This is a genomic window from Paenibacillus sp. JT22N12 (assembly GCF_056269365.1).
Map to the genome: position 1 here is coordinate 197,205 of NZ_JBWDNU010000011.1, position 25,386 is coordinate 222,590.

The 25,386-nt window shown below is 52.4% G+C and carries 20 protein-coding genes; 14 read left to right on the top strand and 6 right to left on the bottom strand.

Features of this window, described 5'->3' with window-relative positions; genetic code table 11:
* Nucleotides 1-17 precede the first annotated feature (17 nt).
* From AC0YOA_RS29705 to AC0YOA_RS29770, 14 genes are all read left to right on the top strand, one after another.
* Nucleotides 18-986, top strand: a complete 969-nt coding sequence (locus AC0YOA_RS29705) for an ABC transporter permease (RefSeq protein WP_475789698.1) — start codon at nt 18-20, stop codon at nt 984-986.
* Between the two features lie 12 nt (nt 987-998).
* The gene (locus tag AC0YOA_RS29710) at nt 999-1,886 is read left to right on the top strand and encodes a carbohydrate ABC transporter permease (RefSeq protein ID WP_210045520.1); all 888 of its coding nucleotides are present in this window, start codon (nt 999-1,001) and stop codon (nt 1,884-1,886) included.
* A 53-nt stretch (nt 1,887-1,939) separates the two neighbouring features.
* A complete protein-coding gene (locus AC0YOA_RS29715) occupies nt 1,940-3,733 on the top strand; it encodes an extracellular solute-binding protein (RefSeq protein WP_475789699.1) in 1,794 nt (597 codons plus the stop codon).
* Between the two features lie 90 nt (nt 3,734-3,823).
* Nucleotides 3,824-4,897 carry an amidohydrolase family protein gene (locus tag AC0YOA_RS29720; protein ID WP_475789700.1) on the top strand — a complete coding sequence of 358 codons (1,074 nt, stop codon included), beginning with the start codon at nt 3,824-3,826 and terminating at the stop codon, nt 4,895-4,897.
* 24 nt (nt 4,898-4,921) lie between these two features.
* On the top strand, nt 4,922-5,323 hold the full coding sequence (locus tag AC0YOA_RS29725; RefSeq protein ID WP_475769062.1) for a Rieske (2Fe-2S) protein: 402 nt from the start codon (nt 4,922-4,924) through the stop codon (nt 5,321-5,323).
* 53 nt (nt 5,324-5,376) lie between these two features.
* Entirely contained in the window at nt 5,377-6,474 is a 1,098-nt protein-coding gene (locus tag AC0YOA_RS29730) for a mandelate racemase/muconate lactonizing enzyme family protein (RefSeq protein ID WP_210045524.1), read from the top strand.
* A 103-nt stretch (nt 6,475-6,577) separates the two neighbouring features.
* Nucleotides 6,578-8,008, top strand: coding sequence for an aldehyde dehydrogenase family protein (locus AC0YOA_RS29735; protein WP_475789701.1), 1,431 nt, complete (start codon nt 6,578-6,580; stop codon nt 8,006-8,008).
* Nucleotides 8,009-8,025: 17 nt separating this feature from the next.
* Nucleotides 8,026-9,228, top strand: coding sequence for a hydroxyacid-oxoacid transhydrogenase (locus AC0YOA_RS29740; protein ID WP_475789702.1), 1,203 nt, complete (start codon nt 8,026-8,028; stop codon nt 9,226-9,228).
* Nucleotides 9,229-10,206 carry a 2-hydroxyacid dehydrogenase gene (locus AC0YOA_RS29745; protein WP_475789703.1) on the top strand — a complete coding sequence of 326 codons (978 nt, stop codon included), beginning with the start codon at nt 9,229-9,231 and terminating at the stop codon, nt 10,204-10,206.
* Nucleotides 10,207-10,564: 358 nt separating this feature from the next.
* Complete coding sequence (locus AC0YOA_RS29750) at nt 10,565-12,328, top strand: sensor histidine kinase (RefSeq protein ID WP_475789704.1); 1,764 nt, start codon at nt 10,565-10,567, stop codon at nt 12,326-12,328.
* Nucleotides 12,325-13,950, top strand: a complete 1,626-nt coding sequence (locus tag AC0YOA_RS29755; protein ID WP_475789705.1) for a response regulator transcription factor — start codon at nt 12,325-12,327, stop codon at nt 13,948-13,950. Before AC0YOA_RS29750 ends, AC0YOA_RS29755 begins: the two co-directional genes overlap by 4 nt.
* A gap of 105 nt (nt 13,951-14,055) precedes the next feature.
* A complete protein-coding gene (locus tag AC0YOA_RS29760) occupies nt 14,056-15,792 on the top strand; it encodes an extracellular solute-binding protein (RefSeq protein ID WP_475789706.1) in 1,737 nt (578 codons plus the stop codon).
* Between the two features lie 100 nt (nt 15,793-15,892).
* On the top strand, nt 15,893-16,792 hold the full coding sequence (locus AC0YOA_RS29765; protein WP_210045531.1) for an ABC transporter permease: 900 nt from the start codon (nt 15,893-15,895) through the stop codon (nt 16,790-16,792).
* 21 nt (nt 16,793-16,813) lie between these two features.
* A complete protein-coding gene (locus AC0YOA_RS29770) occupies nt 16,814-17,698 on the top strand; it encodes a carbohydrate ABC transporter permease (protein ID WP_475789707.1) in 885 nt (294 codons plus the stop codon).
* 163 nt (nt 17,699-17,861) lie between these two features.
* Here the strand turns inward: AC0YOA_RS29770 and AC0YOA_RS29775 are convergent, their stop codons facing one another.
* From AC0YOA_RS29775 to AC0YOA_RS29800, 6 genes are all read right to left on the bottom strand, one after another.
* Nucleotides 17,862-18,122: an HPr family phosphocarrier protein gene (locus AC0YOA_RS29775; protein ID WP_475789708.1), complete on the bottom strand. Its 261-nt coding sequence runs from the start codon at nt 18,120-18,122 to the stop codon at nt 17,862-17,864.
* A 1-nt stretch (nt 18,123) separates the two neighbouring features.
* Nucleotides 18,124-19,854 carry a phosphoenolpyruvate--protein phosphotransferase gene (gene ptsP, locus AC0YOA_RS29780; RefSeq protein ID WP_475789709.1) on the bottom strand — a complete coding sequence of 577 codons (1,731 nt, stop codon included), beginning with the start codon at nt 19,852-19,854 and terminating at the stop codon, nt 18,124-18,126.
* 211 nt (nt 19,855-20,065) lie between these two features.
* Entirely contained in the window at nt 20,066-21,211 is a 1,146-nt protein-coding gene (locus AC0YOA_RS29785) for a mannitol-1-phosphate 5-dehydrogenase (protein WP_475789710.1), read from the bottom strand.
* On the bottom strand, nt 21,208-21,645 hold the full coding sequence (locus AC0YOA_RS29790) for a PTS mannitol transporter subunit IIA (RefSeq protein ID WP_475769073.1): 438 nt from the start codon (nt 21,643-21,645) through the stop codon (nt 21,208-21,210). The genes AC0YOA_RS29785 and AC0YOA_RS29790 overlap by 4 nt, the downstream gene beginning before the upstream one ends.
* Before the next feature lie 3 nt (nt 21,646-21,648).
* Nucleotides 21,649-23,712, bottom strand: coding sequence for a BglG family transcription antiterminator (locus AC0YOA_RS29795; protein ID WP_475789711.1), 2,064 nt, complete (start codon nt 23,710-23,712; stop codon nt 21,649-21,651).
* A gap of 20 nt (nt 23,713-23,732) precedes the next feature.
* A complete protein-coding gene (locus AC0YOA_RS29800; RefSeq protein WP_210045538.1) occupies nt 23,733-25,190 on the bottom strand; it encodes a PTS mannitol transporter subunit IIBC in 1,458 nt (485 codons plus the stop codon).
* Nucleotides 25,191-25,386: the final 196 nt, after the last annotated feature.

Here is a 25,386-nt window from a genome sequence, read left to right on the forward strand (position 1 = left end):
GGAAAGGAGGGACATCCATGGTTGAGTTGGAGAAGAGAATCGAAGCAATAGCCTCTCCCGCAGCAATTAGAGGGGAGAACAAGATCAGAGCAGTAATCAGGGACATCAAACGAACCAAGGTCCTGCTGTTGTTTTTATTGCCGGCGGTTGTCTGGTATGTAATCTTTTATTATATTCCGATGTACGGCGTGACGATTGCTTTTAAGGACTTCTCCGTCATGAAGGGCATTATCGGCAGTCCATGGATTGGATTTACTCATTTCGAGAGGATGTTCGATTCACCGGATTTCAGCCGGGTGCTGCGCAATACGTTGATCATCAGTTTTCTTAAGTTAATCTTCGTATACACATCCGGACTTGTGCTTGCTTTGCTGCTTAACGAGGTTTTCCATGGAAGGTTCAAAAAAATTATCCAGAGCATCACCTATTTGCCCCACTTTCTGTCGTGGGTCATCATCGGCAGCATCATGGTGGAGCTGCTCTCCCCTTCCGGGCTTGTCAATGAAATTATTGTCCTGCTGGGAGGGAAGCCTATTTTCTTCCTGGCAAGCGGAAAATGGTTCGTGCCGACCCTCATTGCTTCCGATGTCTGGCAAAGTGTGGGCTGGGGATCCATTATCTATCTGGCCGCGATTGCCGGCGTCGATCAGCAGATCTATGAAGCCGCTACCATCGACGGAGCCGGCCGGTTCAAGCGTATGTGGCATGTGACGCTGCCGTCGATCGCGAATGTGATTGTCATCATGATGATTTTTAATGTAGGAAATATCATGAATGCCGGCTTTGACCAAATCTTCAATTTGTATAACCCTGCTGTGTATGCAGTGGGAGATATTCTGGATACCTATGTATACCGGGTGGGGCTTGTGCAAATGAATTACAGCTTCTCGGCAGCGGTGGGCTTATTTAAAAATGTGATTGCATTGGGGCTTGTCCTGCTTGTCAATCGCTTGGCCCGAAAATATGGCGAAGCTGGACTATGGTAGGGGGTGTCAGCCATGTCAGGCAGGATTAAATTCACCTGGTTTGATGCTCTGAATTATACGGGCATGGTGCTGCTCTCGTTGTCGGTCCTGTATCCTATCTGGTACCTGTTTGTTCTCTCGGTCAGCACCAGAGAAGGGATGGCGGCGCTGGACAGCTCGATTGTTCTTTGGCCGCAGGGCTTTACTTGGGCAGCTTATGAAGGGTTTATCAACCAATCCTATATTTACACGGGCTATGCCTATACAATCGGCCGCACGGTGGTAGGGACGGCTGCAGCGGTTATATTGATGTGTCTGGCCGCTTATGCGCTCTCCAAAAAAATTCCATTCAAAAAGTCGTTCACCTTTCTCTTTATTTTCACGATGTTTTTTAGCGGCGGTCTCATCCCGACCTACATTCTGATTAAAAATTTGGGGCTGCTCAATAATCCGCTGGTTTATATTCTGGCGCCGCCGTTTCTATTCAACACCTTCTACATGCTGATCCTGCGGAACTTCTTTATGACAATCCCGGAGAGCCTGGAGGAATCGGCGAAGATAGACGGGGCCGGCGATGTGCGTATTTTCTTTCAGATTATGGCTCCGCTGGCGGCTCCCGCGATTGCGACCATCAGCCTGTGGGTGTCGGTGAATCATTGGAACTCCTGGTTTGATTCGTTGATTTACGTTCAGTCATCCGAGATGCAGGTCATACAGGTGCATATCCGAAAGCTGGTCATTGAGCAGAGCGCGAGTATGATGAGCAGCACGATGGATTATTTCGACAAATCTTTAATGCCGACACCGGAAAGCATGAAAGCGGCCGGCATTCTGATCACCATGCTTCCCATATTATGCATCTATCCGTTTATTCAAAAGTATTTTGTGAAAGGTGTCGTAATGGGCGCAGTGAAAGGCTGATTGCTTGCAGCATGATGGACCAGATAAAAATATATCCATGGAGGGATCACCAAATGGGCAGGACAATGAAGCGTGCGTGGGCGTTAGCTCTGATTCTGTGCATGACAACCGCTTTGTTAGCGGGCTGCACCGGCAGCAGCGCGAAGAAAACAGAACCGTCGACGGTTGCCGGAGAAGCAGGAGGCGAGACGGCCGGATTGGACCCCTTGTCTGCGGAAGCGGCAGAGGTCATCTTCGAGAAAGTATTGGCAGAGACCGAAACGCCGGCCCAATTTGCCGAAACGCCAACTTATGAGTATACGTTCCAATTAGGGGACAGTCCGGAGGATAATGCGTTCGGCAAGCGGTACTTTGAGAAGAAATTCAACGTCAAGCTGAATTTCCTGAAGCTGGATGGCGGAAATCGCAAGGAGCAGTTGAACCTGGCGCTCGCAACGGGTTCCATTCCGGATTTGACGGTAGTGTCGCTGGGAGATGTTCCGGAGTACACGAAGCAGGGGATTCTGGCGAAGCTTCCCGCAGATATGATTAAAACCAATATGCCGCATTATTACGGTCTTCTTGAGAAGAATGACCCTACGCTGTTGACCATTGCCCATGTGGATGGTCAGAACATGGGGCTTCCGCGCCTTTATCCGAACGGCGGCGTTCCGCGTCCGGGCGCCATCCGCGCGGACTGGCTGCAGAAGGTGGGCGTCAATAAGCTTCCCGAAACGCTTGATGAGCTGGAGCAGATCTTCATTAAATTCCGCAATGAAGACCCGGACGGCAACGGTAAGAAGGACACCTACGCGCTATCGAATGGCAGCGATTATCCAGGTGAGGTCTGGTTTCAGACCATCTTTGGCGCCTATGGCGGAAGTCCTTTTCAATGGCGTGATGTAGACGGTAAGCTGCAGTTTGGCCTCACCACCAAGGAAACCAAAGAAGCCTTGATTCGACTGAACAAGTGGTATGAAATGGAGCTCATTGACCCTGAGTTTATTACGGAGAAGGGGAAAAACACAGAGGTAGAGGATGTAGCCGGAAAGTTTGCGTCAGGCAAAATCGGTTATATGGACAACTTGAGCTTCGATGATTATCAGTATGACAATGACGGTCATGTCAATTTCAAATGGGTCGTCGCTAATCCGGAGTGGCAGGCCTGGTTCGAAGAGCGCAAGGACAATCCGGAAGAGTTTTACTCTCTGGCCGCACAAAAGGATTTTAATGCTGAAATGCCGCAGCCGTATTACATTAATCTTCCTCCGGTGACCGGACCGGACGGACATAAAGGCTATTATCGGGTCGGCCTGCAGGAGTCGGTTCTTGTATTCAGCCAGAAATTGGAGGAAGAGCAGGAGAAATATGACAAGCTGCTGCAGATTCTGGATTACATTAATACAGACAAACCGACGAATGACATGCTGGAGTGGGGTCCGGATGGCGTTATGATGATCATGAACGACGCCGGCGAACGGATCTTTAATCCGCAGTGGGGAGAGCATGAATTGTTCGATCCCCAGATCACCAAGCTCGGAGCCGTATGGACAACCAACCCGATGAGATGGACAAATCCGGAATGGCTTGGCACCGTCGGGGGCCCACGTGAAACGCAACGATTCAAGCTGGGCGGCGATGTCTTGCGCGACTATCCATACTTCGAGAACGCGTTGAAGGTGACGCTCCCTTCCCAGGCGCAGAATATGGAAATTCTCGATACGCGCGTCAAAGAATACGTGATCAAGGCCGTCACGGGAGAGATAGACGTTGAAGCCACCTTCGACCAGATGGTGAAGGATTGGTATAAAACGGGCGGCGAGCAGCTAACCAAAGAAGCGAATGATTGGTACTCAACCCAGTCATAAATAAAGGAGCAAAGCCTGTTTGCAAGCGCTGACCGGTCAAGCTTTGGCCGGTTGGCCTACTCATAAAATTGAATTGGATGGAGGCTCACTATGGAAGCAGCTGCAGAGACGATCCGCAAATCAACCAAAGCCATCATAGATTGCGATGTTCATCCGTATCCCAGGAGCATGGATGAGATCCGCTCTTATATGCCGGAGCCATGGAGAAGCCGGTACAAAGGAAGCGGCCGCGGCTTTTTCGACAATCCCGTGCATGGCATGCGCTTGGACGCTGTGCCGCCGGGCGGGGGAGGCATAGGAACCGACCCGGATTTTGTAAGGCAGCAGCTCTTCGAGCCGTTCGGCCATGAGCATGCCATTCTTATGCCGCGGGCGTTCTGCAATATGATCCCTGATCCGGATTTCGCTACGGCTATCGCGTCCGCTTATAACGAATGGTTGGCGGATACCTGGCTGGGGAAGCACAACGCAGACGGCATCTTCAAGGGCTCGATAACGATTGCCCACCAGGATCCGCAAGCTGCGGCGCGAGAGATCGAACGCTGGGCCGGCCACCCGCATTTTGTGCAGGTGATGACGGACTCCGGAGCGCGCGCTCCCTTCGGACAGCGCCAGTATTACCCGATCTATGAGGCTTGCGACAAGCACGGACTGCCTTTCGCGATTCATCCGGGCACGGACGGGATGGGCATTAATGTCCAGCCGTCGCCGGGATATCCGACCCATTATATTGAATGGCATACCTGCCTCTCGCTTGCCTTCCAGGCGCATCTTGTAAGCTATCTGACAGAAGGTGTATTCGAGCGGTTCCCGGGATTCCGGGTTGTGCTGGTCGAAGGCGGGGTTTCATGGCTGCCGGCCTTGATGTGGCGTCTGGATCAGGAGTATAAAGCGCTGCGGTATGAGGTGCCCTGGCTGACAAAGAAGCCAAGTGAATATTTGCGCGATCATGTGCGCATTGCTTCGCAGCCGCTCGAGCGGCCGGATAACGACCAGCATCTGCTGCAAATGCTGGAGATGCTGGATGCGGAACACATCCTCATGTTTTCAAGCGACTATCCGCATTGGGACTTCGATTCGCCGAAGCAGGCATTCCCGAAGCTGCCGGATGCCTTGCGGAGCCGAATCTTCTACGAGAATGCGAAAGAGTTTTATAAACTGTAAACGGGCAAGGAGGCAGGATGCACTGTGGGAAGACATGTCATTGGGAATGTAGGCGATTTGCCGCAGGGCGCCAGAGTGGTCATGACCCTGGAAAATCGCAGTATCGGCATCTTTAATGTCGGCGGCAACTACTACGCGCTGAAGAACACCTGTCCGCATCAGGCAGCGCCGTTATGCGCGGGCCCGATTAAAGGAACAACTCTGCCGTCGGCCCCCGGCGAATACAAGTATGCCCGGGAAGGGGAAATTATCCGTTGTCCCTGGCATGGCTGGGAATTTGACCTGACGACCGGCAAATCGCTGTTCGATCCGCACAAATGCCTGGTGAAAACATACGAAGTCGCGGTGGAAGAGGAGCAGGAGCTGCCTTCGGTAGAAACTTACCAGGTGCAGGTCGAAGCCAATAAGGTTGTTGTATATATTTGAGTCAACGGACATGGATAGTACGGGAATAATAATTTCTTAGCGGGGTGCTGAACTTGAAAATTACGGGTCTGGAAGCAATCATACTGCAGACGGAAGTCAAGAAGCCTGTTTTCGATGCGATGAATACGTTTGACGCTGGCGGATATGTGGTGACGAAGCTATTTACAGACGAAGGAATTACCGGCTATGCGACGACGCATGTCGGAAGGGTCAGGTCCATTTGCGATATCGTCAAGGTCATCCTGGAGAAGGAGATGCTGCCGCTCATGGTCGGCGAGGACCCTTTCTTCGCCCGGAAAATCCGGCAAAAGCTGTGGGCCTCTGCGGATTATCACGGTGTAGAAGGAATCGCGCAATTTGCGATCGCGGCCTTGGACACTTGCGTGTGGGATATTGTCGGAAAAGCGCTTGGCAAACCCTCCTGTCATGTTGTAGGAGCCAGCCGGGATCGGATTCCTGCCTACGCGATGGCCGGATGGTACTACGATACGGAGAAAGAGTATGTTCAAAAATGCGTGGATGCTGCGGAAGAGGGATTTCGCGCGGTCAAGCTGAAGGTCGGCAAGACCTCTCTGGAGGATGATCTTCACCGGATCCGCATTGTGCAGAAGGAATTGGGTTCTGATATCCGGATCATGATCGATGCCAATCAGGCGTTCGATGAAATGGAAGCTCTGCGCCGCGGGAAGGCTTACGAGGAATTGGGGGTTTATTGGTACGAAGAGCCGATGATTCCGCAGTATAAGGAAAGTCAGGCCCGTCTGGCGGCCAAGCTTACGATTCCGCTTGCCATCGGAGAAAACTATTACACGCGCTACCAGTTTTACGACGCGGTCAGAACGGGCGCAGGTAGCATCTATCAGCCCGACAACCGGAGAGCGGGCGGGCTCACGGAATGGCTGGAAATCGGAGCGATTACCGAGGCGGCTGGCTTGAAAATTGCCAGTCACGGAGGAGGACCCGCGAATGTCAATGCCCTCTGCGCCATTCCGAATGCGATTTATCTCGAAAGCGGAAGCTTGAAGCAGCAGGATCATGGGATGCTGGTAACCAAGATGAAGATGGTGAACGGCGAAATCCTGCTGCCCGAAGTGCCTGGAATGGGGACGGAGGTATCGGAAGACTTCATTAAGAAGCATAGAGTATCGTAATCGTAATCGTAATCTAAGCATGCATGCAGGATGCCATTTGACCGCTTCCCCAGAGTCAGTGGCGTCTTGTGTTTTGTTAACGATCATACCCAGGGAGGCTGCAATGAGCATATTGGTCTATGGAAATTTAATTGGAAGGCAGTGGCGGGAGTCGAGTGATACATTCCCTGTCGTTCATAAGTATTCTAACGAGATTCTGGCGGCTGTGTCCAAATCGTCCAGGGAGGATGTATCGGAGGCCGTAAGCTGCGCCGCCGCCGCGTTTCGCGGGCATAAGCTGCCGGTCATGAAGCGTTACGGGATTCTAAGGAAAGCGGCGGAGTTGTTTGAAGCGCGGAAAGAAGAATTGGCGTTCACGATCGTGCAGGAATGCGGCAAAGCATTGCGGGACGCCCGCGCGGAAGTGGAAAGGGGCATTCAGACGTTTATCGCTTCGGCGGAAGAGGCGAAGCGCATTGCAGGCAAGGAAGTCCCAATCCAGGGGCAGCCGGGACAAGAAGGGAAGATAGCGTTCACGATTCGGGTTCCGGTAGGCGTTATTTGTGCCATTACGCCCTTCAATTTTCCGTTTAACCTGGTCGCGCATAAAGTAGCTCCGGCGCTGGCTGCCGGCAACGCCATCGTATTGAAGCCGTCCGAGCTCGCCCCCATCAGTGCAGTCAAAATGGCGGAAATCCTGCTGGAGGCCGGTCTGCCTCCGGGGTTTTTGAATATCGTTAACGGTTCGGGCGAAGAGACAGGCCAGTATTTGCTTGAAGACGAGCGGATTGCCATGTATACCTTTACCGGCAGCGCCGGGGTAGGCAAGCATATCAAAAGCTCAACGGGAATCCGAAAGGTTTCCCTGGAGCTGGGCAACAACTCGCCCAATATCGTTCACAAAGACGCGCCTGATATCGAGAAAGCGATCCGCCTCTGTGTCACGCGCGGATTTGCGAACAATGGTCAGGCTTGCATATCTGTACAGAGAATTTATGTTCACCGCGACATCTATCATGATTTTATTGAGGGGGCTGTGAGCATTGTGCGCCAGTTGAAAGTGGGCAACCCGGAGCTGGAGGATACGCTTGTAGGGCCGATGATTTCGGAGAAGGCCGCGATGCGTACGGAGGAATGGATTCAAGAGGCGGTGCAGCAGGGAGCCCGTGTGGCCTTTGGCGGAGTCCGTGAGGGAGCGCTATTGCATCCGACGATTCTTACGGAGGTTACCCCCGATATGAAAGTGGTATGTCAGGAAGTGTTTGCTCCAGTCATATGCATCGTTCCTTATGATGAGGTGGAGGAGGCCATGGAAGCTGCAAATCATTCCAACTATGGCCTTCAAGCGGGTTTCTTCACATCCAGCCTGCAATTGGCCTTGAAAGCGGCTCAAGGACTGGAGTTTGGCGGTGTCATTATCAACGACGCTTCCTCCTACCGGGCGGATATTATGCCTTATGGCGGGGTCAAGGACAGCGGGATCGGCAAAGAAGGCCCCTATTATGCGGTTCAGGAAATGACGGAAGAGAGAATCGTCGTTATCGATATGGGTTAGGTACCAAGGAGGCGGACATGAAGAACTATTGGGATTTTTATTTGACGGAAAGAATCGTATTCGGAAACGGTTCGATTATGAGGCTGGATGCGGTTTTGAAAAGGCTGAAGGCCCAAAATCTTTTGCTTATAACAGACCAGGGGATTACAAAGAGCGGCCTGACAACGAAGGTCACCGGCCTCCTGCAGGATTGGGGATATCAACTGATCGTTTATGATCAGGCCGTACCCGAGCCTCCGGTCGAGAAGGCGGTCGAATGCTACGAGTTTGCCAAAGCTCAGATGAAGATCGACGCGATTATCGGATTGGGCGGAGGGAGCAGTATTGATCTTGCCAAAATCGTTGCCTTGCTGCTGGCGCAAGGGGGGCATCCGAAGGATTATTTTGGGGAAAATGCAATCGATCATCCCATTGCTCCCCTTATCGCAATTCCCACGACCGCGGGGACCGGCTCGGAGGTAACCTCCGTTGCCGTTGTAACCGATACGGAGAATAACATCAAGGTGGGGATTTCGAACAATTATTTACGTCCATCCGTTGCTTTGCTGGACCCTGAATTGACGCTTGAGCTGCCTCCATACGTGAGCGCATGCTCAGGAATCGACGCTTTGTCGCATGCGATAGAAGCCTATATGGCAAAGGACTTCAAGTATATTCAAGCAGAGGGTGAAATTTTATTTCAGGGCTCCAATCCCATCAGCGACACATTCGCTTTACAGGCGATCGAGCTGCTGTATCACAATCTGGTAAAGGCTGTGCAGCAAGGAACAAATTTGGAAGCCAGATCAAACATGCTGTTAGGCAGTCTGTTTGCCGGGATCGCGTTCTCGAATGCGGGAACCGCTCTTGCTCATGCGCTGGCTTATCCAATAGGCGGAGCTGCCAAGTCGCCGCACGGGGAGATAACGGGATTGCTTCTTCCCTATGTGATGATGTTCAACGCCGAGGTGCAGGGCAAGAAAATGTCGCTTATAGCTGAAGCCTTTCATTTGAACTGCAGCCAGCTAGAGTCCAGGCAGCAATCCTTGCTGGTTGCTGACAAGGTGCTCGAGCTGTTGAAATCGATTGGTCTTCCCACGAAGCTTTCGTCTATCGGGGTGAAGAATGAGAGCCTGCCCGGCATTGCGGAGAAAGCGCTGCAGATCGACAGGTTGATTCGGAATAATCCGCGTGTGCCAACGAAAGAAGGATTGATTGCGCTGCTGGAGGATGCTTATTAAATGGAAATCCGAAAGAAGATTGTGATTACGAGGAAACTGCCGGACCCAATCATTCAGGAACTCGACGAGAGAAATTACCGCATTCATATGTGGCCGTCCGAAGACGACCCGATGCCCTACGACAAGATTGTGAAAGAAGCCGCTGAAGCGGATGCGCTCCTTACTAACGTTTCCGATCAAATTGACAAGCAGGTCCTGAGTGCTGGCGCAAAGCTTAAAATTGTCAGTACGATGGCGGTTGGATACAACAATATCGATATTCAGGAAGCTTCAAAACGGGGGATTTATGTGGGACATACACCGGATGTATTGACAGAAGCCGTTGCAGATCTGACATTTGCCCTTCTCCTGGCAGTCTCCAGAAGAATCGTGGAAGGAATGGCGTTTATTAAGGCGGATCGTTGGAATAGCTGGGGGCCGATGCTGCTGACAGGACAGGATGTCTGGGGCTCTACTTTGGGGATTATCGGTATGGGGCGTATCGGTGAGGCCGTTTCCCGAAGGGCGGCCGGTTTCGGCATGAATATCCTGTACTGCAATCGAAACCGGAAGCCTCAAGCGGAGCAGCAGCTTGGCGTCGCTTATGCCGGGTTGGACGACCTGCTCACCAAATCGGATTTTGTTGTCATGCTGGCGCCCTCTACTCCGGCGACCCGCAGAATGTTGGGCGAAAGGGAATTCCATCTGATGAAGCCCAATGCTGTCTTGATCAATACGAGCAGGGGGGAGAACGTTGACGAAGCGGCATTGTTTCATGCTTTGAAAAATAAACGGATATGGGGAGCGGGGCTGGATGTATTTGAACAGGAGCCCATCACATCCCGGCATTGTTTATTTGGCTTGGAGAACGTAACGCTGCTGCCTCATATCGGAAGCGCCACCATCGCAACCCGATTGAAAATGGCCGGCATTGCGATAGATAACATTAAGGCAGTTCTGTCTGGCGGCAAGCCTGCCCACTGCGTAAATGAATTTTAACGTGTCAGTCTTGCAGCAGGCACCATGATAGGATGGCGGGGATTTTGGGTAAAGCTTCAAGAACGCTGAAAGATCATAACGGCAAGTCGTAAAGCCGGTCATTCTTTCTCCGCGAATATTGCCTGTAAAATATAGGTTATTGCTTAAATCTCCCATAGATTTTGGGAGATTTTTTTTTGACCTTATAGCGAGAGAAAGGTACGGTCTATACAATTGATTGGCGGTGCGATATGGTTTGTATAGAGGTGGTTGGTTTGAATATGTAATCGAATTGATTTCATGTTCAGCATCCGCCGTATGAGGATCCAGGTCAACAAGCAGAAGCAGTCACACAACGATCCAGGATTGGAGTGGGAGCATGAACATATGGAACAGGATGACTTCATTGTCGATATACCCCAAGCTGGTGCTAACCTTTCTGGTCATACTCAGCCCGATGTATCTGATCAGCTGGCGGATGAATGACGCCGGTTCTGGCACAGTGGAGAAGGAAATTACCCAGTCGCTGCTGTCGCGGACTTCCTTGTACGTGAACATGCTGGAATTCGACCTGAGCCGGGTGATCTCGCTGCTGCAGGAGTATGTCAATGACGAGGATCTGCTCAAGCTATCCTCCTCCGCGGAGGTTATGTCCGAGATCGAGAAGATGCAGGCGCAGCTGGGCCTGAAGAAACGACTGGATATCCTCAAGCGCTCCAGCAAGTTTGTTGAAAATGCAAGCGCTTTTATTCCGTCGATGAACCGGACGGTATCGGCTAACGATAATATTTTCACCTCGTTTAATGAGGATCAATTTCAATCACTCGCGAAGTCGACCAATCGTTTTGAGTCTCCATTCCTCGTGTGGCAGGACCGGATATTCATCAGCTTGCCTTATCCGGACCCGGCTGTCTCCAGCGATCAGAAGCCGGTGTTCCTGCTGACAGTGGAGATTTCCCGGAAGGAGCTGGCCGATGTCCTCAAGGAGTTCACCAATGAAGGGGGCGGCGCTATTCTGGCCGGGGAGGGGATGTCCTGGACGGTCAGCGGAACACGCAATGAAGCCGATGCCGGCATGCTGGAGGAGGCGGGGATGAGTCATGCGGCAAGCGCCGCCCATGAAGCGGAGATCCGCGAGGTCACGCTGAAGGATGACCCGTATATGGTGGTTTCGAAGTCCTCCACAAGACTTGGCATGACGCTGTTCATGTATATTCCAAGCAAAAGCGTGACCGCATCGCTTGATTCCTACCGGTCCTGGTTCTCTGCCCTGTCCATTGCCTCGATATTTATTGTGCTGCTGTTCTCCTACAGCATCTATCTGATTATCCACCAGCCGCTCAAGAAACTGGTGAGGTCCTTCAGGCGGATTGAGCAGGGTCATTTCAATCTGGAAATGAATTATCCGCTCAAGGATGAATTCGGTTATTTATACGGGCAATTCAACGGGATGGTCAAGCGTCTGGATGTGCTGGTGCATGAGGTGTACGAGCAGCAGTACCGGGCGCGTACAGCCGAGCTGCGCCATCTGCAATCGCAGATCAATCCGCATTTTCTATATAACAGCTATTTCATTCTGTACCGGATGGCCATGCTCAAGGACCATGACAACGTCATTTATTTTACCAAGCATCTCGGGGAGTATTTTGAATTCATTACACGCGACGGGGCGGACGAGGTTCCACTGGAGAACGAAATCAAGCATGCGCGCACCTATGCCGAAATTCAGTCGGTCCGCTTCGGGAGCCGGATTCAAGTGGAATTCGATGAACTGCCGGAAGAAGCGGGAGCCGCTGCGGTCCCCCGTCTTATCCTGCAGCCTCTGATTGAGAACTGCTACAATCACGGGCTGGAGCATAAGCGCAAAGGCGGATGGATTCGTGTCCGCATCATGTGCTTGCCGGATAAGATCGTCATCATCGTCGAGGATAACGGGGGGACAATCGACGAGGAGAAGCTGCGCGAGCTTCAGAGCAAGCTTCATCAGGACGATCAGGCGCATGAGCATACGGGACTTCTGAACGTGCATCGCCGCATCCAGATCAGATACGGCGGCCTCGGAGGATTGACCCTCGAGACAGGTGAAGAGAAAGGCCTGAAAGTAACCATGACTCTGCCGAGGGAAGGGGAAATGCCGGGATGATCAGACTGTTGATCGTGGACGATGAGCCATACACTGTTGACGGCTTATATGAAATGCTGGAAAATACCGCAGATCTGGAGCTTGAGCTTTATCGCGCCTATGCGCCGGAAGAAGCGGTAGAGTGGCTGACACGGACGAAGATGGATATTGTTTTGAGCGATATCCGCATGCCGGGTATGACAGGTCTGGAGCTGCAGAAGTGGGTGGTCAGCCAGTGGCCCCGCTGCAAAATTATTTTCCTTACCGGTATCCGCGAGCTGCAAACTGCCCAGGAGGCGATTCGGACAGGATCGGTCGATTATATTTTGAAAACCGAAGGCGACGAGGCGATTCTCCGCAGCATCCGCAAGGCGATGGAGGATTTGAGGGAAGAGACGCGGAGCGACCAGTTCATGCTGCAGGCCAAGGAACAGATGAACAAAGCGCTCCCCCTGCTGCACAGGGAATGGTTCACCTCCCTGCTGGATCCTCATTTTAGCGGGAGCATGGTTCAGGCGAGAATGCAGGAGCTGGATATCCCGCTGTCCCTTGACCTCGAACTGATCCCTGTAATCGGGCGCATTGACCGCTCAGAGGAGAACGCCAATTCTCCGGATCAAATGCTGATTTTGTACGCTATTCAAAATATTGCGGCGGAGTTTTTTGAAACAGCCGTTTTTTTCTCCGTAAATCTGGATGCCAATCATCTCGTGCTGCTGATTCAGCCCTCCGGCCATGAAACGGATGAGGTCAAGGCATGCCATTCGGCGGCTCTCTGGAGGAAAACAGGCTCCTTCGTTCAGGGAACGCTGGAATCGGTCCAAGAGACCTGTCTTCGCCTGCTGGAACAGCCGGTTTCCTTCATCAGCCCTGCGTACCCTGTAACATGGACGGGACTGTCCCGGGCGTACGCCAATATGAGGCATAAGCTGGTTCTTGGAATTGGAACGGGAGTTGGCATGCTCATGAGCGTAGATCCGCTGGATGAGGGCGGCGGCAGCGATCCGCTTCCTCCGGTCAGAATGATGATGGATAAGCTGGAGCGGCTGATGAACGAGGGGCTGGAAGAACCGTTTATCGAATACCTGAAGGAGGTGCTGGGCCGGCCAACCAAATTCGCTGATTATGTGCAGGTCTATTATTCGGTAGCGGCCCTGCTGCTGGCCCAGCTGGAATGGTTGAATCCCGGAACCGACGGAAGCGATATCGACCTTGAAGGCTTATTCAATCTATCGACACACTCTACCAGCGAGCAGACCGCCCAAACCTTCCTGACGCTGTCCTCGTTGATTCTTGCCCGGCGCAGGGAGCTCCAGGATGAACGGACTTCACAGGTGATCAATAAGCTGCATCAGCATATCTGCCATCATCTGGATGGCGATCTGTCGCTGACGAAGCTTGCGGAGATCGTGTATTTGAATCCGACCTATCTGTCTGTTTTGTACAAACAATCGACAGGAAATAATCTCTCGGAGTATATTGCCCGGATCCGTCTGGAGAAAGCCAAGGAGCTCCTGGAGACGACGCCGCTGAAGATTCATGAAATTGCGGAGAAGGTCGGTTTCGAAACCGCAGGTTATTTTACGCGTTTTTTCAAGAAGCGGCTGAATCTGACACCTCAGGAGTTCCGCGCCAAGACATGAACCAAACAGAAGATAACAAATCAGAACAGAGTGACATTTACGCATGTATGGCCTGCCCTTAAACTGGAAATATATCAACCACACTAAATAGGGAGGTTCGAAAAAATGAGCAAGCCCACAAGATGGATGGCAATTCTGACGCTCGTATGTATTATGCTTTTTGTAACCGCTTGCAGCTCCGGCAACAATAAGGAAAGCTCCAATACAGCAGATGGAGGCAACCAGGCGACCGCAGCGGATACTGAAACGAATAATACGGATGGAACCGGCAATGCAAGCGCCAGCGAGCCGGAACCATACCTTGGGAAGTTTGATCCCCCTATCGAGATTTCTACAGTTCGGATCGTCAACGACACCTATAAATATCCCGCAGGCGATTCCATAGAGAGCAATGTATGGACGAAAACGATCGAAGATAAGCTTGGCATCAAGGTTAAAAATCAATGGGTAGTCAGCGGTGATCAGGCGGGAGGACAGGGCGAGCAGAAAATGAATGTGTCCATCGCCTCGGGAGATCTTCCAGATTTTATCCCGGTAAGCTCCAAGCAGCTGCAGCAGCTGCAGGATGCGGGCGAATTGATGGATTTGACTGAAATCTATGAAAAATATGGTTCCCCTTTTCTCAAAGAAGTACTGAACCAGGACGGACCTAACGCCCTGGCATCCGCTACATTTGACGGTAAACTGATGGCGATTCCAAGTACAGGCTCCTCGATGGACGGGGCGGCTATGGTATGGATCCGCAGCGATTGGCTGAAGGAGCTTAATCTGCCCGAGCCCAAAACGATGCAGGATATTCTGACCATCTCGGAAGCGTTCACCACGCAGGATCCGGATAAGAATGGGAAGGACGACACTTTCGGCATTGCTCTAAACAAAGATCTGTACGGAGGCTTTGCCGATATCACCGGTTTTATGAACGCCTATCATGCTTACCCAAAAAGCTGGATTAAGGATGCGGAAGGCAGCATCGTATACGGCAGCATTCAGCCGGAGATGAAGACGGCGCTCGCCGCTTTGCAGGATCTTTACAAAAAAGGCCAGATCGACAAGGAATTCGGGGTCAAAGACGGCGGGAAAGAAGCGGAGCTGACGGCATCCGGCAAGCTGGGAATCGAGTTCGGAGGCATGTCGAATCCGCTGTGGCCGCTCGTTGACACCAAGAAGAATGACCCCACTGCAGAGTGGCAATCATACGCTGTTCCGTCCGCCGACGACAAGCCTGTGACCCCTCAGGTCGGCTTCGCAGTTGGCAAATATTATGCAGTTAAAAAAGACGCGAAAAATCCTGAAGCGCTGTTGAAAATGATGAACCTGTTTGTGGAAACCGGATGGGGAGAAACAACGACACCGGAGAATTATGCCGCACATTTCACAAGCGATGGCTTCGAATATCATAAATTCCCGCCATTCGTTGCCTGGCCTGCACGTAAAAACCTGGATATTCATCTTCATGTATCGGCAGCGCTTGACAGCAAAGACACATCTGCTCTTAATCCGGAGGAAACGGACAATTACGGTAAAATCGTTGCTTTCCTGAATGGCTCCAACGAGGATCCGCTTGGTTGGGCATACGACAAGGTTTTCGGCAAAACAGGCTCTTTCGTCATCATTAATGACTATGTCAATTCCGACAGATTGAAAATGACTGAATTCTACGGGGCGCCGACACCGGCAATGGTACAGAAGGAATCCAACCTGCAAAAACGCGAGCTGGAGGTGTTTACCAAGATTATAATGGGAGACCCCATCGATAGTTTTGATAAATTTGTTGAAGATTGGAAGAAGCTTGGCGGTGACGAGATTACAGCCGAGGTGAATGAGTGGGCTAAAAACAAGTAATTGTCAGCCGGAATGAGGGGGAGAATACCGTCTTCCCCTCGTTCACGGCTTCCGCCGAATCACTTTTGGTTTCTATTAAATAACGTTGAGGAGGTGCCGTATGTCGCTGAAAAAATGGAGCGGACAGCTCCCGCTGCATCTCATGATCCTGCCGGGACTTATCCTCATTCTCATTTATCATTATGGTCCCATGTTCGGATTCATTATTGCCTTCGAGAATTTCGTGCCGGCCAAGGGGATTTTTGGCTCCAAATGGTCTGGACTCGATAATTTCCGTTATGTCCTGGAAATGCCGGAGACGAAGCTGATCCTTCTGAACACCGTCTACATTGCCCTAATGAAGATCGTGGCAGGCCTTGTCGTACCGATTATTACTGCGCTTCTGCTCAATGAGGTCAAGAAGGAGTTTGTCAAACGCGGTGTACAGACGCTGATCTATTTGCCTCATTTCCTTTCCTGGATTATTCTTGGCGGGATTCTGATTGATATCCTGTCCCCGTCCAATGGGATCGTCAATCAATTTCTTGGCTTGTTCGGCATCGAGCCAATCTATTTTCTGGGCGATAATTCATGGTTCCGTTATGTGCTGGTGGCATCCGATGCCTGGAAGGAATTCGGGTTTAACACGATCGTGTATTTGGCAGCCTTGACGAGTATTAATCCGGCTCTCTATGAGGCGGCGATTGTCGATGGAGCCAACCGCTGGAAGCAAACGCTCAATGTCACGCTTCCGGGCATGGCGCCGATCATTATCCTTCTGCTTACGCTAAGTTTGGGAAATGTGCTGAATGCCGGATTCGATCAGGTGTTCAATTTATATAGTCCTCAGGTATACGAGACAGGGGACATTATCGATACCTTTGTTTACCGGATTGGCTTGATTGACGCCCAATATGGTGTGGCAACGGCGGTCGGCCTGTTCAAATCCATTGTGTCCATGGTCTTTATCTCACTCTCTTATTATATTGCGTACCGCTTTGCCAACTATCGCATCTTCTAGTTAAGGAAAGGAGCAGAAGCCATGGTAGAACATTATTCATTCAGCCGACGGATCTTTATCGGCTTCAACTATCTGTTTCTCTGCCTGCTTTCTGTCATATGCCTGTTGCCGCTCATTCATGTGCTGGCTGTATCCTTCAGCTCCAGCGGTGCGGCACAGGCGGGGTTCGTCAAGTTCTGGCCGGTGGAGTTCACACTCAGTTCTTACGAGTTCGTCTTGAAGAAACCTGCTTTTTTCAATTCTATCCTAGTAACCCTTCAGCGGGTCGGTATCGGTGTCGTCGTCAATATGCTGCTTACCATCATGGTTGCCTATCCGCTTGCCAAGGATAACAGGAAATTTCCGCTGCGCACGTTCTATGCCTGGTTGTTTGTAGTGACCATCCTGTTCAGCGGGGGCCTGATTCCGCTGTATATGACGATCAAGTACACCGGCATCATGGATACGATCTGGGCGCTGGTGCTGCCCTCGGCGGTTCCTGTCTTTAACGTCATCCTGCTGCTCAATTTCTTCCGCGGACTGCCGAAGGAGCTGGAGGAGGCGGCGTTTATTGACGGGGCGGGACACTGGACGACGTTATGGCGGATATTCGTGCCCTTATCCCTGCCGGCTCTGGCTACCATTACGCTGTTTGCCACGGTCAATCATTGGAATTCCTGGTTTGACGGACTGATCTTCATGAATTCACCCGATCATTATCCGCTCCAAAGCTATCTGCAGACCGTTGTAATCAATCGCGACCTGTCCTTGGTATCATCCGCCGACATGGCTTCACTGGCTGAAGTGAACGACCGGACAGCCAAGGCCGCCCAGATTTTCCTGGGTGCGCTGCCGATTCTCATTGTCTATCCGTTCCTGCAGCGTTTCTTTATGAAAGGCATTGTATTGGGAAGCGTAAAGGAATAAGGACAATAATTCGAGTTCGCAGAGAAATTCCTCTGCGCAACCCAACGATCACAACTGAGCGTTGGTCTGCCGCAAATCGATCTTGCAACAAGCAATAAAGCCAAAGAGGCAGGCTCCTTAACTGGAGCCCGCCTCTTTGACTGCTAATCTCTGACATTTGAAGCTATTCGTGAATTTGAACAAGCAGCTGGCCGAGTATCTGCATGGCTTCCGCTTCCTGCTCGCCGTCAATCTCCAGGGTGACATCCTCCCCTGCGGCAATGCCCAGTGTCAGCATGCTGAGCGAGCTTTTGCCATTCACCTTCTTGCCTTTGTTGATGACCGTGATTTTGCAGGGAAAACCGCTTGCGGTCTGCACGAATGTCTTGGCCGGTCTTACATGGAAGCCGGTCGGATTCACGATGGTAAAGGTTTGAGTTTGCATCCTATTGTTTTCCTCCTTGCATATTCGCCTGAACGAAATCCTTCACTTCCTGCTGGCTGCCCATGGAGAGCGCCTGCTCGGCCAGCTGGCTCCAGGTGCCGAACGGGAGTCCGGCAACAAGTTCCCTTGTCGCAAGTATCGAGCCGGCGCTCATGCTGAATTCATGCAGCCCGAGTCCGAGCAGCAGCGGGACGGCCGCCGCGTCGCCGGCCATTTCTCCGCACATCCCGACCCATTTTCCTTCGCGCTTCGCGGCGCGGATAATCATCGCCACCAGCCGGAGAATGGAAGGGTGATGGGGCTGGTACAGATAGGAGACCGTCTCGTTCATCCGGTCGGCCGCCATCGTATATTGAATCAGATCATTGGTGCCGATGCTGAAGAAATCAACCTCCTTGGCGAACAGATCTGCCGCAATCGCCGCAGCCGGCACCTCGATCATCATACCCACTTCCAATTGCAAGTTTACCGGAATGCCTTCCGCAAGCAGTTTTTCCCGTTCCTCGCGAAGCAGGCGTTTCGCTTCCCGCAGCTCCTCCGTCACGGCTATCATCGGGAACATAATCTTGAGATTTCCGTATGAGCTTGCGCGCAGCAGGGCGCGAAGCTGTGTTCGGAACAGGCTTTCATTCGCCAGACATAAGCGCAGCGCCCGAAGGCCAAGAAATGGGTTGCTCTCCTTGGGCAGATTCAGGTAAGGGAGCTCCTTGTCCCCGCCGATGTCCAGCGTACGGATAACAACAGGCTTGCCCTGCATTTTTTCAAGCACATATTTATAGCTGTTGAACTGTTCTTCTTCCGTAGGCAGAGAGCTGCGCCCCATATAAAGAAACTCTGTGCGAAACAATCCGATGGCCTCCGCTCCGTTGTCAATGGCTTTCTGCACATCCTGTATACTGCCGATATTGGCGGCAAGCTCGATATGATGCCCATCGGAGGACACAGTCGGCTGATTCTTCAGTTTGCTTAGCTCAGCCGCTCGGGACTCGTACTCCGAACGTTTATCCTGATACCGCGTGAGCTCTTCCTCGCTTGGACCGATAATGGCTTCGCCCGCAATGGCATCGATAATCATCTGCGTTCCGGTGGAGACCGCCATGATCTGCGCTCCCGCTCCGACAATAGCCGGAATATCGAGCGAGCGTGCCATGATGGCGGAGTGGGAAGTGCGGCTGCCGGCCTCCGTAATAAATCCTCTCACCATATCCGGATTAAGCTGGGCCGTATCCGAAGGGGTCAAGTCCCGGGCGATGAGGATGCAAGGCTCAGTAATGTCGGAGAGAGTCCGGGTGGAGCTGCCCCGCAGGATGTTGATGACCCGTCCGGTTACATCTTCAATATCGACTGCACGGGCCTGCAGGAGCTCATCCTCCATCGCTTTGAGCGCCTGAATGAATGTCTGGGCGGTTTCATAAAGCGCATAAGGGGCGCTTGCGAGATCCGTCCGGATCTTGTCGATGGCGACATCGATCAAATCAGGATCCTCCAGCAGGAGCAGATGGCCCTCGAATATTTCGGCTTTCCCGCCTCCAAGCCGCTGCTCCGTCGATTCGCGAATTGCTTCAAGCTCTGTGCGCGCCTGCTGCAGGGCATGTTGGAAACGCTCTGTTTCCAGCTCTGCATCGGCAACTGTTTCCGGCTGCGGGATATACGCATCCGATTGAAGCCTGAACGCAGGAGCGATGGCATAGCCGGGTGAAGCCGGGATGCCTGTTATTAATAAGCTCGGCATGTTGGCATACCCTCCTTTTTAAGCTGAATCCTCTTGAAATATAAGAAAGATAAAATATCTCCATACTTGCTCATTGAGGAAGAAACTAACTTTACCGCTAAAAGACGGATTCAGCCGTTTCTTCTTATCCTTATCGAATGTATAAGTTTCACTATTATCCATTAGGGAAGAAACTTACCTGCCCGTCAAAAGACGGCGGAGCCGCTTCTTCTTAATTCAACGCCTCATAGTGTCGCGCGATTTCCTGATGAATCGAATGGGTCTCAGGAATTCCGGTATAAATGGTGATTGTCTGATGCAGGCCATACCGGGCAAGGGACTCCTGAAGCTGTACAGCCTCAGGATCATCCTGATAATTGAACCTTAGGGCGGCAGCCGCAGCCCGCGCCAGATGGGCAACCTCCAGACCGAGCGCGTGGGCGGCCAGTGCCGGACGTATAAGCCTGTCATCCGGCGACAGCTTGCGGACCGGGGAACGTCCCACACGTACAACCTCATCCATCAGATATGGATTGATGAACCGCTCCATTATGCTGCTGATATAATCCATATGCTCCTGCTCGTCGAAGCCATATTTTCGGATCAGCATGGCGCCAGTCTCCTGCAATGTATTCCGGACTTCGGACTGAACGGCCTCATCCTTCATCGCTTGCTGAATTGTGGCGTAACCACGCAGGTAACCGTGATAAGCGGCGCAGCAGTGGCCCGTGTTGACAGTAAACAGCTTGCGTTCGATATACGGCTCCAAATGCGAAACAAGATGCATGCCTTCGATAACACGGAAGCCTTCTAGGAGGGAAGAGCCGTCAACGACCCATTCATGAAAAGGCTCAACCGTAACCATCAGCGGATCGTCATGATGCTGAAGCGGGACGATCCGGTCGACAGCCGCATCGGGAAACCGGATAAAGCGGTCCGCAAGCTGCTGATATTCGGCTGACAGATGGCTGTACACATGGGCTTTGAGCTGCGTGCTCCCGCCTATGGCATTCTCGCAGGCAATGATATGCAGCGGGGCAGGAATGCTGCTCTGCAGGCGGAGCTCGATGCCTGAGGCTATCCCCGCGGCAATAGCTTTCAGAACCGGCAGCCCTACCGCCGTCGTCACCAAATCCGCCTCGGCTACGGCCCGCGTCACCTGATCGATGTCGTTTCCGTTAATGGCGGCAGCCTGCCGTACGATTGCAGCGTCCGAAGCGGCATTGGCAAGGATGACCTCATACTGCTTCCGCGCATTAAGCAGATTGACAAGGTCTTCGTTGACGTCGACGAAGCTTACGGCGAAGCCGGAACGGGACAGCAGCAGCCCGATAAAGCCTCTGCCGATATTGCCCGCGCCGAACTGGACCGCCTTCATGCTTCCATACCCTGCTCGAAGATGCGGAGCAGCTCATCCTTGTCAGCGGTATGGAGAATGGTCTCAAGCGTGTCGTCATCAGATACAAGCTCGGCCACATGAGTCAGAATCTCGAGATGATCGTCGCCGGCGGCGGCAATTCCGATAATCAGGTAAGCGGGTTCCCCTTCACCGAAATCAATGCCGTCCGGAACAATGGCAATGGACATGCCGGTGGAGCGGATCAGACTTCTGGCATCATTGGTGCCATGGGGGATAGCAAGTCCCCCTCCAAGATAGGTGGACAGACTGTCCTCCCGTTCAATCATTTTGCCGATATATTCGGATGGTACGTGGCCTGCATCAACCAGCATCTGGCCCACAACACGGATCGCCTCATATTTGTCCTTCACCTGAACATTTAATTTTACTTTGTCTCTCGATAAAATGCTCACAGGTCAATCACTCCATTCCATTTTGTTTTGCAGAAAAGCCTCGAGCTCATGGGAGAAAAATTGCTGTATGGACGCCTTGTCTCCCTGCTCCAGCAGATGAATCAGCTCGCTGGACAGGAGCATGCTGCTGATTTCACTCAGCACCTCCAGGCTTTCGGAGGACAGCTTCAAGGGCGCAAGCATGAGCAGAATCTGATGGACAGACTTCTGATCATCAAGCAGCAGCGGCTGATCCAGCGTGAACAGGCAGAGCACAGGACGCGGAACAAATTCGCTTCTTGTATGGAATAAGGCCAGCTTCGTGTCGGGAATGATCTGGCTGCCATACGATTCCCTCTCCAGCAGCTGGTTTACAATCGGTTCAATACGGTCGATGGCATTTCTGCGCCGCAACCTGGCGCACAGACGGGATAAAATGCCCTTCAGATGAAATTCATCCGGAGGAATATCCTCGCGATAGCACTCGAATTGATCCAGAATGTACAGGATGATCGCCGAATACCGGCTCATCCGCCGCAGCCTCTCCAGTGCATCGCTGCTAAGAGAGCTCTCCTGTCTGACGGAGGGAAGACGGTTTAAGGTAATGGTCTGAATGTAGGTTCGCAGCTTAACCGCTTCTTCAGCCGTCAGCAGAGGGCTGATCTTGATATAACGGTCCGGTTCAACCGGCAGATCGACGGTTGAAATAATCAGATCATACTGATCCTCCGGATATCGCGAAGCCTCGAACCAGGAAGCGCGTCCGATCAGATCAATCTGGGGAAGCTCTTTATTGATTCTCACTTCCAGCAGCTTGGATGAACCGATTCCGCTGGTGCATACGAGAAGGGCGCGGACATGCCGCGGAAACTGCTTCAATCTCTCCAGAGAAGCGCCGAAATGCATGACCAGAAAGCCGATTTCCTCATCGGGAACGGACGGTTCGGCAACGGTGTCTTTGACTGCCTGCCTGACAATGAGGAATAGCTTCTCGTAATCCTTCTTGATCTGGGCTACCAGCGGATTCCGGATTGCGATCCCTTCACGCAGACGCTGTAGGGCCGGTCCGGCATGACGGATCAGCCCGTCAAGCAGCGTGCGGTCCTGCATTAACTCTACTCCGAGCCTGTCTTCGACAATCCGGATCATCCGGACAATGGTGTCAGCCAGCTGCAAATTATCGGCTAGCAAAGGATTAATCACCTGCTGCTTATTCCAGTCAGCGAGCTGCTGCCCGATATAGGAGGCTTCTTCCGGGAGTGTGATGCCCATCATATCCAAGAACATGCGAAGCCTGGCCTGCTCTCCGCTGTCCGCGCCTTCCATGGCCTGAGCTCCCGAAGCCTCAGCGGGGGAAATCGTTCTCCCCTTGCGGATCCGGGTCAAGCTGACCGACAAGGAGATAAGAAGCATCGTATAATCGGCTTCGGACAAGGTTGTCGGCCATTGATCCTCCAGCTGCCACAGGGCCTTCTCGACTTTGAAGAAACTATCCTCTCTTCCGATCATATTCAGCAGCTCGCCAGACAGCGGATCGGCAGGCTGCTCGTCGAACCGGCCGAATAATTCAGAATCGTCCAGCTGCTCCCTGGCGAGCCTTGCGATCGTTCCCCGGAGCGCAGCCTCCGGCCCGATAATTTGCACCCCGTATCCGCGCCGTCTGACCAGAGCGAGTCCCTGCTTGACGACCCAATCCTCGATTTCATCCAGATCGGCGGTGACGGTCGGAACGGCTACATGCAGATCATGGGCAAGCAGGAACAGCTTGACGGGTTCCGGGCTTTCCAGCAGCCAGCAAAGAATGAGCACCTTTCTTTCTCTTGCGGTGAAATGATCGGGATTCATCCTGGTGAGCTGCTGCTTGAAGGCTTCAAGTTTGTCTTGCTCCGCTTCAAGCTGGATGCCTGATCCGGATTTCTTAAGAAGAGAGATGCCGGCGTCCCTCAGGGCCTCCTCCACCTGAGCCAGCTCTCTGTGAATCGTCCGCGAGCTGACCTTGATGGCTTCGGCAATTTCGCCCGACGTCAGCTCGCCCTGCTTGTTAAGCAGCAATTCAATAATTTGTCGCTGTCTCTTGGATAGGTTCATCGGCATCAATCCTCGATCTATTAGGATACGCTCAGCCTGTTTACAAGCTCGTCATATTCAGGACTTTTCAAGAAATTGTCGATGGAAATATGCTCTGCTTCGGGAGCCTTCTGTCTGGCGCGGTCCGTCAGCGACCTGTGGGTGATGACGATGTCCGCATCGGCCGGGATTTCACTGATGGCGGTATTGGTCACCGTTACCGGAATCTCTGCGGCCTTGATTTTCTTGCGCAGTATAGAGGCCCCCATCGCGCTTGAGCCCATGCCGGCATCGCAGGCGAACACGATTTTGGAAACATCCGCTTTTGCTTTGACAGCAGCCCCTGGAACCGAAGCGGCATTTGCGACTGCGGCTGCAGCGGTCCCTTTGGCTTCACTTTTCATTTGCTGCATTTTCTGCTGCGCAAGCTCCAGATCGCCTTCTTCTTCCGCTTTGCGGCTTGTTTTGAGCAGCAGCGAGGCAACCAGAAAAGAGACAACCGCAGCGGTCAGTATACCGCTGAGTGCGGCAAGCAATCCACCCTTGGGCGCCATCGCAATGTAGGCGAATATACTGCCCGGGGATGGAGTGGCGACAAGCCCGGCATTGAAGATCGTGAAGGTGAAGCTGCCTGTAACCCCGCCTGCGATTACTGCAAGGATAAGCCGCGGGTTCATCAGAATATAAGGAAAATAAATTTCATGAATGCCGCCGAAGAAATGAATGATGGCCGCTCCCGGCGCAGACTGCTTCGTAAGGCCTTTTCCCACGAACCAATAAGCAAGCAGAATGCCAAGACCGGGTCCCGGATTTGACTCCAGCATGAAAATGATCGATTTGCCCGTATTGGAAGCCTGCTCGAGCCCGATCGGCCCCAGCACGCCATGATTGATGGCATTGTTCAGAAACAGGATTTTGCCCGGCTCAATGAGAATATTGGCCAAGGGCAGCAGGCCTGCATTGATCAGGGCCTCCACGCCGGAAGCCAGCAATTGGCTCGCTTTCTCTACGACCGGACCAATGCCGGTGTAAGCTCCAAGAGCAAGCGCGCCTCCGATAATACCGGCGGAGAAGTTGTTGACCAGCATTTCGAAGCCCGAGCGGATTTTGCCCTCCACGGATCTGTCGAAGGCCCTGAGGATCCATGCGGACAAGGGACCGACAATCATCGCTCCGATGAACATCGGAATATCCGAGCCAATGATAACCCCCATCGTGGCGATGGCTCCAATAACGCCTCCGCGCGTGCCGTGGAGCATTTGACCGCCAGTATAACCGATAAGCAGGGGCAGCAGGTAGGTGATCATAGGATCAACAAGCTTGCCGAGATATTCGTTGGGTATCCAGCCCGTCGGGATAAATAAAGCCGTAATCAAGCCCCAGGCGATAAAAGCGCCGATATTCGGCATAACCATCCCGCTGAGAAAACGCCCGAAACGCTGCACGGAAACTTTGACCCCGCCTGTGGATGCTTGCCGGCCAGTAAGTTGTTCAGACATCCTGTTAACCTCCCATAAAAAATTCCCCTCTTGTATAGTCTTTGATTAAAGGGGTTGAAATAATCGTAGAATAGAACGCTTCCAAGATCAATCAAAGGAAAAGGAGGTTTCGTCATGAATGCTGTTGACATCATTTGAACTTTGCGTCGATAGAAATTGGGGACCCGATCAACGCGCAAAAAAAACCGCCCCCGCT

What these genes read in the sequence shown, in the direction of transcription:
- AC0YOA_RS29705 (WP_475789698.1), top strand. Translation starts at nt 18, where the DNA reads ATGGTTGAGTTGGAGAAGAGAATCGAAGCAATAGCCTCTCCCGCAGCA.
- AC0YOA_RS29710 (WP_210045520.1), top strand. Translation starts at nt 999, where the DNA reads ATGTCAGGCAGGATTAAATTCACCTGGTTTGATGCTCTGAATTATACG.
- AC0YOA_RS29715 (WP_475789699.1), top strand. Translation starts at nt 1,940, where the DNA reads ATGGGCAGGACAATGAAGCGTGCGTGGGCGTTAGCTCTGATTCTGTGC.
- AC0YOA_RS29720 (WP_475789700.1), top strand. Translation starts at nt 3,824, where the DNA reads ATGGAAGCAGCTGCAGAGACGATCCGCAAATCAACCAAAGCCATCATA.
- AC0YOA_RS29735 (WP_475789701.1), top strand. Translation starts at nt 6,578, where the DNA reads ATGAGCATATTGGTCTATGGAAATTTAATTGGAAGGCAGTGGCGGGAG.
- AC0YOA_RS29740 (WP_475789702.1), top strand. Translation starts at nt 8,026, where the DNA reads ATGAAGAACTATTGGGATTTTTATTTGACGGAAAGAATCGTATTCGGA.
- AC0YOA_RS29745 (WP_475789703.1), top strand. Translation starts at nt 9,229, where the DNA reads ATGGAAATCCGAAAGAAGATTGTGATTACGAGGAAACTGCCGGACCCA.
- AC0YOA_RS29750 (WP_475789704.1), top strand. Translation starts at nt 10,565, where the DNA reads ATGAACATATGGAACAGGATGACTTCATTGTCGATATACCCCAAGCTG.
- AC0YOA_RS29755 (WP_475789705.1), top strand. Translation starts at nt 12,325, where the DNA reads ATGATCAGACTGTTGATCGTGGACGATGAGCCATACACTGTTGACGGC.
- AC0YOA_RS29760 (WP_475789706.1), top strand. Translation starts at nt 14,056, where the DNA reads ATGAGCAAGCCCACAAGATGGATGGCAATTCTGACGCTCGTATGTATT.
- AC0YOA_RS29765 (WP_210045531.1), top strand. Translation starts at nt 15,893, where the DNA reads ATGTCGCTGAAAAAATGGAGCGGACAGCTCCCGCTGCATCTCATGATC.
- AC0YOA_RS29770 (WP_475789707.1), top strand. Translation starts at nt 16,814, where the DNA reads ATGGTAGAACATTATTCATTCAGCCGACGGATCTTTATCGGCTTCAAC.
- AC0YOA_RS29775 (WP_475789708.1), bottom strand. Translation starts at nt 18,122, where the DNA reads ATGCAAACTCAAACCTTTACCATCGTGAATCCGACCGGCTTCCATGTA.
- ptsP (WP_475789709.1), bottom strand. Translation starts at nt 19,854, where the DNA reads ATGCCGAGCTTATTAATAACAGGCATCCCGGCTTCACCCGGCTATGCC.
- AC0YOA_RS29785 (WP_475789710.1), bottom strand. Translation starts at nt 21,211, where the DNA reads ATGAAGGCGGTCCAGTTCGGCGCGGGCAATATCGGCAGAGGCTTTATC.
- AC0YOA_RS29795 (WP_475789711.1), bottom strand. Translation starts at nt 23,712, where the DNA reads ATGAACCTATCCAAGAGACAGCGACAAATTATTGAATTGCTGCTTAAC.
- AC0YOA_RS29800 (WP_210045538.1), bottom strand. Translation starts at nt 25,190, where the DNA reads ATGTCTGAACAACTTACTGGCCGGCAAGCATCCACAGGCGGGGTCAAA.